Below are 8093 nucleotides of genomic sequence, written 5' to 3' on the forward strand. Positions count from 1 at the left end.
TCCTGGGGCGACGGCTGGGTGACCGGTCCCGACGGAGATTATCCGCTGCCCCCGGGGTGCTACCGCTGCACACCGGAGGACTTCGACCTGGTGGTTCGCCGCGGGGAGGCCTACGCGGTCGGTGACCTGGATGGGTTCCCAATCAAGAAGCTGGATTATCTGCTGATATGATCGACCTAATGTTTGCACTCATACTTGACTATCGCCTGTTAACGCCCGATTATAAATTGTGTGCTGTTGTGGACCGGACGGCGGCGGTCACGGTTGAGGGTGTGTCACAGGACGCGAAGGACCGAAGCTGGGACCCGGCCGCCGTCCCCTCTTCTTCTTTCTCAGCTAGCTGCGCCGGTGGACAGTGTGTTGTCCCTAGCCAGCGTATCTACCGCTGGCGGCTGTTCCGGAGGCGCTAGGGATGGGCGACGTGACCCTCTGGAGCGGGACGGTTCAGGCTGGCTTCGCGGCGTTCGCGCTGGCGCTGCTTGGGTTTTGCGCTTGGCTGGTCCGAAATATCATCGTCCTGAGCAAAAGCACGCAGGATGTTGTGCGCGCGAACACAGAGGCGATCACCAAGCAAATCGACTGCCTGGAACACATGTCGCAAAGCGCGGAGGATACAAGGCGCGAGGTGCAACGGCTCCGTTACTTGCTAGAAGCAAGGCCATGTCTTGTACCAGGGCGTGATAATGAAAAACCACCCCGTGCAATGCCGTGAGTGTAGGCGGCTGACGGACGATGTTTACTATCGCGAACCGGGGACCGGGTGGCCGTCGGTGTTTCCTCTGTGTGCGGACTGTTACGAAGTGGGGTGGGCACGCTACTGGCGCGAACAGGATTTGTCGGAGTGCTTTAAGTTCGATAGGCCCGTGTATGAGCGGACGCGGCGGCGTCGGCGGGGCGTAAGAAAGTGACGGCGAAACGGCGGAAAAAGAGTACCAAGAGCGCAGCCCGGATGCGCGAACTCAAAACCGAGATCGCGCAAGAGAAATTTCTGAAGAGCATCGCCGAGCTGGCCAACATCAGTGAGGCGGCGAAAGCGGCCGGAGTCGGACGAAGCACGCACTACCACTGGCTGAAAGACCCGGAGTACCGGAAACGGTTTCTTGAAGCCCGAGAGATGGCCTACGACCGGCTGGAGCGGGCGGCGTTCGAGCGGGCGCTGGCTGGTTCTGATCGACTTCTCACTTTTCTTTTGAGTGCGTACCGTCCCAAGTTTCGTGTGGACGTGCCCCCACTGGTTGCAAGCGGTGATGATCTGGCCGATGTGCCCGATGATAAGCTGATGGCCGAGGCCGAGGCAGAGGCCCGGGCTATGGGCTATCAGTCTATTGCGGAGCTGTGGGGAGGGCAATCGTGACATGCCGCGCCCCGCGGATTTGCCCCCGGCCTTACGCGAGGCGTGGCGGCGTGAAGCCCGCCGGGCGCTGCTACCGTTCACGCGATGGACTTTCCCCGATTACCAGGTCCACTGGCACCACCAGCTGGTGGCGGAGGCGCTGGATAGGTGGCGGCAGGGCGAGTGGCCGCAATTGATCATCTCGATGCCCCCGCGGCATGGGAAAACGGAGCTGGTTTCCCGTCGATTGCCGGCGCTCATCTTGGGTGAAAACCCCGACGCCCGGATCATCATGGCCGCGCATACGGCGGCCTTGGCAGAGGCCAATTCCCGCGACGTCCAGCGGATTATCGAAAGCCCGGAATATCAATCACTGTTCCCCTTGCGTTTGCCTGGACGCGGGCTGCGCGCGGGGCGATACAAGCGGACGGACGGACATTTCGAGATTCCTCAGCGCCGGGGCTATCTGCGCGCTGTGGGGGTAGGCGGGGCGATAACGGGCTTCGGATTCGACTTCGGGATCATCGACGACCCGATCAAATCGGCCGAAGAGGCGGAAAGTGAGGTCTATCGTGACCGGGTGTGGGAGTGGTTCACACGCGATTTCTGGACGCGGCGGGCCAAGGGCGCGAGGGTTCTTATCACCATGACCAGGTGGCACATCGATGACCTGGTGGGGCGGATTCTCAAACTCAAGGGGAGGGGGCTAGGAAAATGGCAGGTGGTCACGCTGCCGGCGCTGGCGGTTGAAAAACGGACTCCGGGGGACCGGCGGTTGCCGGGGGAGGCCCTCTGGCCGGAATTTTTAGCCCGCGAAGAGCTGGAGGAAATCCGTGCGGCCGACCCGCGGGGCTTTGCGGCGCTTTATCAGCAGAACCCCGTGGAGGCCGGGGGCACGGAGTGGCCCGCGGAATACTTTGGGGACTGGCTATGGGTCCCCGATGAGGAATGGCCGGACCGACGCGATTTTTCGACGGTGGTCATGGCGATCGATCCCAGCCGGGGGCGTGAAGACTCAGCGAGCGACTACGCCGCCATTGTGTGGGCGGGGCTGCATAAGCAGAGCGGCCTCGTGTACGTGGACGCCGATCTGGCGGTGCGTCCGCCGACCGCGACACTGGACGCAGCGCTTGATCTTTTCGACCGATTGCGCCCGGATTTCGTGGGGGTGGAGACCAACCAGTTTCAGCTACTGTTCGCGCAGGAGCTGGAGCGGCGGGGAAAAGCGGGGTTCAATGTCCGACTGCCGGTCGTCTATATCGCCAACTACTTGCCGAAGATTTTGCGGATTCGGCGTCTCGGGCCGTGGTTGGCGGCGAAAGAGCTTCGATTCGCGGACTCGCCCGGGGCAAGGCTGGTGGTCGAGCAACTGAAGCAATTTCCCGAAGGGCAACACGATGACGGCCCCGACGCCCTCGAAATGGCCCTGCGTATTCTCACGGAGCATGCGCCGCGGCGGGTTGAATCGCTTCAGTATCGGCCGGGCGGGAGGTCCAGCGTGCCTTTCGACTGGCGATAGAAACTTTGCCTAATTTAACTTCGTTGAGCGCCGTTGAGCGCGCCCCGGTGAAAATAGGTAACTTTTATTGCCATCCCCGCGGGCTTTCATAACGGCGGTATTCCGCCTTTCCGCGCTGGTACATTAACAGCATGGCCGAGTTTTCACCGCTTTTTCATCGTGCCCATCGGGACGCCCGATTGGCGGCGAAGAAGGTGTTTGCCGAATCGCCGATCGGCAAGCTATTCGACGCCGCGTGGGGGCGTCGCGCGCCGCGGCCAGCCGACGTGGACCAGGTCATCAACGCCTTGCGGCTTTGGGGTCCGGGACCGCAGGCCCTCCGCGGCATGATGGGAATGCGGTTCGGCAATTTGACGTGGACGATCGAACGGTACGCCAAACGTAATGACGATCTGGGCGACCTGGTTCGCGAGTGGCTGAATTCCCTCGGTACCCCCGGCAAGCTGCTTCTCAGCATGTTCGGACCAGGTCGCATGTGGTTCGAGCCGGGCAAGGAGGCCTGGCTGCTCCAGGGCGCGATCAATTTTCTCCGCGCCTACGGCTACGAGGTCCTCCCGTCACCGAAAAACGTGAAGCCGGGGACGCCGGTTTATGAGCGGGCCAAGGCGGCGGCGTGGGAATGGCTGGAGAAGACGGGCGAGACGATGGCGGCCCATTTTCTCGGCCCGCCGGAAGTGACCGAACAAGACCTTTTCCAGGAGATTTTCACGCCCCGGTCGGGACGGGTCGAAGGCGGAGAGGTGGACCTGTCGCCGCTGCACGGGATTGTCGGCCTACCGCCGGACCACCCGATCAACACGGGAAAGTTTGTGGACGTGCAGTCGAGCAACGTCCACAGTGTGGCCTACGACGCGCGGGACAGCACGCTTTTCGTTCGGTTCTGGCAGAAAAAGTGGGACAAGGACCTGCAAGACTACGTGCCTAGCGGACCGGGTCCCATTTATGCGTATAGCTACGTGCCGCCACAAATGTTTATGGATCTGTTGGAGTCGCGATCAAAAGGCGGCTGGGTCTGGGACAATCTGCGGATTCGCGGGACCGTTTCGGGTCACCGGTTCGACTATCGGCTGGTGGCCATTGCCGGGGGTTATGTCCCGCGGAAAGCCACGTTCGCCCCGCTTAAGCCGGGCGACTACTCGGGCGAATACGGTGAAGTGTTCATTCCCCGCCTTGTTCAAACGCCCCGCGGAAAGTGGCTTCAGTCCGTGAAACCCTACGAAGTGGCCCGGACGTTCAAACCCACAGGCCCTATCCCGCCACGGATGGCCGAACTGTTCGGCGTCGGAGTGATCGACTAGGAGACAGAAATGGCTGACGAGCTGGTTTTCATTTCAGGAAACACCATCGAGCGAAAGCCCCTGGGTGGCAACGGGAAAGCAAAGTCGCGGGTGGCCCCTAATCTCGGCCAGCCCCCGGTCCCCCACATAGTCACGTTTGCGGGGGTCATGGGCGGGGCCAGCAAAAGCTACGTTCCGTCCGACGAGGCCCTTCAGCACTCCTGGGCCAATGCGCAATACATGCGCCAGGATGCCGCGGTCATGGAACCGCTGGAAGTCCGCAAGCGGGCGGTGGCCCTTTTGGACTGGCACCTCGAAGCCGACGACCCCCACGACGAAGAGCAGGCCGAGATTGCCGACACGGTCACATGGATTCTGAGGAAAATTCCCCGCTTTACGCAGTACCGCGAGGTGTTACTCGAAGCACTGTTTTTCGGCCGCTACGCCGTCGTGAATACGGCGGGGTGGATGCTTCGCAAGGGGAGATCTCTCATCGGCATTCGGCAGTGGCGGCCGCTTCACGGCGATAAGCTGGTGTGGCGATGGGATGATGAGAGTGGTGATTTCGACCCGGACTGTGTGGGCGTCAGGATCGGCGCCAGCACGGGCATTTCGGAAAACGTGCAGCGGTGGCGGGCGTGGGCGGAGGCCAACGGGGGAAAGATTCTCCCGACGCACTACGGGCTGGCGTATTTTCCGCCGCCGCACCTCCGTGAACTCATCACGATTCACCGTCACATGGTCGAGGACGGCGATTGGTACGCCCCGCAAAATGCCGCGCGGATTTTTGGCGTTGGTATCCGTTCCCGCATTTACTGGACCTGGTACCAAAAACAAGAGGCCCTCGCGTGGCTAATGGAGTATCTGGAGCGGTCCGCCTTCGGACTCGAACTCTGGTATTACCCCGCCGGTTCGGAAAAGGCCCGCGAGGATACTATCAACGCGGCAAAAGAGCGGATCGGTAACGCCCGCAACATCCTGGTGATCCCCCGCCCCGCGGGTCCCGAAGGGCAGATGTTCGGCGTCGAGGTCATTGAGCGGAACATGGCCGGCGCCACCGCCCTGAAGGACATCATCACCGACTACTTTGGACATCAGATTAAGAGGTACATATTGGGCCAGACGCTGACCACTGAGGCCCACGCAACCGGCTTGGGATCCAACCTTGCCTCGATTCACCTGGACACGTTTCTTCAAATCGTCAAGTATGACGCCCAGAACCTCGCTGAAACGCTGACCAGCGAGCTGGTGGCCCGCATTGTGAAATGGAACTTTCCGTGGATTGAGGATTGCCCGCTCCGCCTGGTCATCGAGACAGAAAAGCCCGACACACTGGACCGGCTCCAAGCCATTCAAGCCGCCTACCAGATGGGGTTGGCCATTCGCGCTCGGGATGTTCGCGAGCTTCTTGGCCTGGCTGAACCGGCAGAGGATGATGAGGTCCTTTCCATCAGAGGGGATGAAGGGGAGAAGGCCCAACAAGCTGCGCCGGGATTGCTCGATGTAGGCGGGGTCGGGGAGGTCCCCGCGGACCCTTTCTCCGGCTTGACCGGCCACCGGCAGGGCTTGACGCGGGATTAGGTCCTCTCCCGGAAACCTACGCCCGCGAAAGAATGCCCGAGGGGATCACGCGGGTGTACCAGGGGCGCTTACAGATTCTCCTCAAAAGCCGCTGGCACAGTCTCCAGGAGCCAGAACAGGACCAGGAAAAGTGGCGGCGGGGTTTCATCGAGAGTGGGAAGACCGATCCCCTTTCAGACCATCCGTTTCGGGAACGACTGCGAACAATCTGGCAAAGGGTTTCAGAAAGTCTGGGGTTCGGTCGAAAGCGGCGGGAGCGGGAACAAAGGCGCCAGAACAACCGCCGCATGGCGGAGCACGCCATCACGCGCATCTGGCCCAGTCTGGGTGAAGAAGCCAAGCGACGACTGGCTCAGCACCATGCCACGATGATCGTGTGCAGCGATTTGGACGAGGTGGCCCAGTGGGACACACACCTTAAAAACGTGTTCAGCAAAAAAGTCGAGCGCTCCAGCCTCGCAGGATTTGTTCGATGGGTGGAAACCAAAGAGGGAAAACGTTTAGCCATTGTCGTATGGAATGGCCCCCCAAAGTCGATCCACGAATATTATGTTTACGCCCACGAGCTGGCGCACATCGTGGATCGAGACACGTCCGGCGACAGGATCAGCGATTCCGACCAGTGGTGGGCGGCATGGGAGTCGGAAAAGACAGAAATCGTTCATTCCGTTTATCAACCGGAGCTGAAAGAGGCCATTCTAAGAAACCGTCAGGAGGCATTTGCCACGTTGCTGGCCTTGTATTGGATCAATCCTGGGATTTTTCGGACTCAAAAGCAAACCATACGTCGGTTCTTTGAGGAACGTCGTCTGGTTCATCGGGAGGGGGAGACGTTCCCAGCATAAGGGGAAAGTACACGGAATCCGGGATTCGATCCTCAAACGGAACGTAGTCTGAATAGTCATAGCCCGGAACCGGAATACAGATGGACTCGATGTCTCCTGTTTCCGGGCAGCACCACGTGATGACCTTGACCTTTTCCTTGTGCATGTCCCTATCTCGGACCACCACGTACCATCGGCCTTGATAAAACCTCCAGGGGCATCGCCAGCGTCGCCAGCGATAGTGGGCATAGGCGAGGAACACACGGTGCGCCAGCCGCTTGAGAGGGTCGAGAAGAATCGAGAGTTTCATAGCGCCAACCTCCGGAGCATTGGGTGTGTTGGCAAATGCTGTGGCGGCATTTTGGAAAACCGACCCCTTATATTATCGTCATGAGCGTGGCCGTTGACAAACCCAAAAACCGAACCGCCGACAGCCTGTTTCCCCCGGACAAGTACGTGAACAAGCCGGGGGTGGTGGTGTTCGCGGAACACAGCACCCGCCTGCGGGACGGGACGCCGGTGACCTACGACCGGGAGGCCCTGGAAAAGATCGCCCGAAACTGCAACCGGCGGATTGAGGAAACAGGCAATTATGCGGCGGTGTGCATCGGACACACGGACCCGGAGGGCAGCGACAAGCCGCTCATTGGCTTCGCCGGGCCGTTTCGCGTGGAGGAACGCGACGGGCGAGCAGTCATCACGGCGGATTTTCATATTTTCAAGGAGGAATTCGAGAAACTGAAGCGTTATCCGCGTCCCAGTCCCGAAGTCTGGGTCCCCAAGGACGGATTCGACCCGGATCGGATTTTCCTCGATCCGATTGCCATGCTGGGGGCGGAGACGCCACGGCTGGACCTCGGTATGACGTTTCTCTATCACGCGCGGGACGGGGACCTCTACTGCGAAAAATACGCCGCGACGCTCCCTGCCCCTGGAAGCGTCACAGTGCCCGCATTTGAAACGGAACATCGCAAGACGGAGTATGCCATGGCAGCTTTAACCCCTGAAGACATTCAGGCCATCTTAAAGGCCATCGAGAGCACCGACTGGTACAAGTGGGTTCGCCAGCAGATGGCGGCCAGCGAAAAGCCCGGAGAGCAAAAAACCGAAAACGGCCAGCCGCCGGTCGAAGACAAGGCAACGAAAACCGCCTATGCGAAAGAGTCCGACGACGAACCGGACGACGAACCCGATCAGGATAGCGACGACGCCGTGAATAAGGCTGAGGCGGAACCGGCCCGCCCGGAACGTGACAAGGACCGTCCCAAGCGTGTCGAAGAGTACCGCTGCACGACGCACTACGCGAAGCGGGAGGCCGTCCTGGAGGCCCAGCGGGAAATCTACCAGCTCCGCCGGGAACTGGAACACGAACGCGCCCTCCGTGTGAATTCGGAGCGCCGGCGGATTCTCGATGGGCTGGCCCGGCGCTACGCGGTTAACGTCGATGAGGAAATGGAACTGTGCCGGTACGGCCGCATGGACGACAAGGAGTTTCAGCGGCATGTGCAACGGATTGAGGCCTATTACAGGCCGCTGCCCGTGGACACCGCCCTGCCGGG

The 8093-nt window shown here is 60.7% G+C and carries 8 protein-coding genes; 7 read left to right on the forward strand and 1 reads right to left on the reverse strand.

What is annotated here, in order from left to right:
* Nucleotides 1-412: 412 nt before the first annotated feature.
* From ABJK56_RS07190 to ABJK56_RS07215, 6 genes are all read left to right on the forward strand, one after another.
* Nucleotides 413-712 (forward strand): hypothetical protein, encoded by a 300-nt coding sequence (locus ABJK56_RS07190; protein ID WP_347243987.1) that lies wholly within the window; start codon nt 413-415, stop codon nt 710-712.
* A 237-nt stretch (nt 713-949) separates the two neighbouring features.
* On the forward strand, nt 950-1354 hold the full coding sequence (locus tag ABJK56_RS07195) for a hypothetical protein (RefSeq protein WP_347243988.1): 405 nt from the start codon (nt 950-952) through the stop codon (nt 1352-1354).
* A gap of 1 nt (nt 1355) precedes the next feature.
* On the forward strand, nt 1356-2852 hold the full coding sequence (locus ABJK56_RS07200) for a terminase family protein (RefSeq protein WP_347243989.1): 1497 nt from the start codon (nt 1356-1358) through the stop codon (nt 2850-2852).
* 131 nt (nt 2853-2983) lie between these two features.
* On the forward strand, nt 2984-4150 hold the full coding sequence (locus ABJK56_RS07205) for a KTSC domain-containing protein (RefSeq protein ID WP_347243990.1): 1167 nt from the start codon (nt 2984-2986) through the stop codon (nt 4148-4150).
* Nucleotides 4151-4159: 9 nt separating this feature from the next.
* On the forward strand, nt 4160-5710 hold the full coding sequence (locus ABJK56_RS07210; protein WP_347243991.1) for a DUF935 family protein: 1551 nt from the start codon (nt 4160-4162) through the stop codon (nt 5708-5710).
* Between the two features lie 32 nt (nt 5711-5742).
* Complete coding sequence (locus ABJK56_RS07215; protein ID WP_347243992.1) at nt 5743-6555, forward strand: hypothetical protein; 813 nt, start codon at nt 5743-5745, stop codon at nt 6553-6555.
* On the opposite strand, the gene ABJK56_RS07220 is transcribed toward ABJK56_RS07215, so the two are convergent.
* Nucleotides 6458-6844, reverse strand: coding sequence for a hypothetical protein (locus tag ABJK56_RS07220; protein ID WP_347243993.1), 387 nt, complete (start codon nt 6842-6844; stop codon nt 6458-6460). The two genes, ABJK56_RS07215 and ABJK56_RS07220, sit on opposite strands and share 98 nt — an antisense overlap.
* A 35-nt stretch (nt 6845-6879) precedes the next feature.
* Between ABJK56_RS07220 and ABJK56_RS07225 the strand changes: the two genes are divergently transcribed.
* Nucleotides 6880-8093: hypothetical protein (locus ABJK56_RS07225; RefSeq protein WP_347243994.1), on the forward strand; the 1214-nt coding region annotated here is incomplete at its 3' end.

It is taken from the genome of Thermogutta sp., assembly GCF_039793925.1.
In the GTDB taxonomy this organism is placed as follows: Bacteria; Planctomycetota; Planctomycetia; order Pirellulales; family Thermoguttaceae; genus Thermogutta.

Excerpts from the sequence above, each read along its gene's own strand:
- ABJK56_RS07190 (WP_347243987.1), top strand. The coding sequence starts at position 413 with ATGGGCGACGTGACCCTCTGGAGCGGGACGGTTCAGGCTGGCTTCGCG.
- ABJK56_RS07195 (WP_347243988.1), top strand. The coding sequence starts at position 950 with ATGCGCGAACTCAAAACCGAGATCGCGCAAGAGAAATTTCTGAAGAGC.
- ABJK56_RS07200 (WP_347243989.1), top strand. The coding sequence starts at position 1,356 with ATGCCGCGCCCCGCGGATTTGCCCCCGGCCTTACGCGAGGCGTGGCGG.
- ABJK56_RS07205 (WP_347243990.1), top strand. The coding sequence starts at position 2,984 with ATGGCCGAGTTTTCACCGCTTTTTCATCGTGCCCATCGGGACGCCCGA.
- ABJK56_RS07210 (WP_347243991.1), top strand. The coding sequence starts at position 4,160 with ATGGCTGACGAGCTGGTTTTCATTTCAGGAAACACCATCGAGCGAAAG.
- ABJK56_RS07215 (WP_347243992.1), top strand. The coding sequence starts at position 5,743 with ATGCCCGAGGGGATCACGCGGGTGTACCAGGGGCGCTTACAGATTCTC.
- ABJK56_RS07220 (WP_347243993.1), bottom strand. The coding sequence starts at position 6,844 with ATGAAACTCTCGATTCTTCTCGACCCTCTCAAGCGGCTGGCGCACCGT.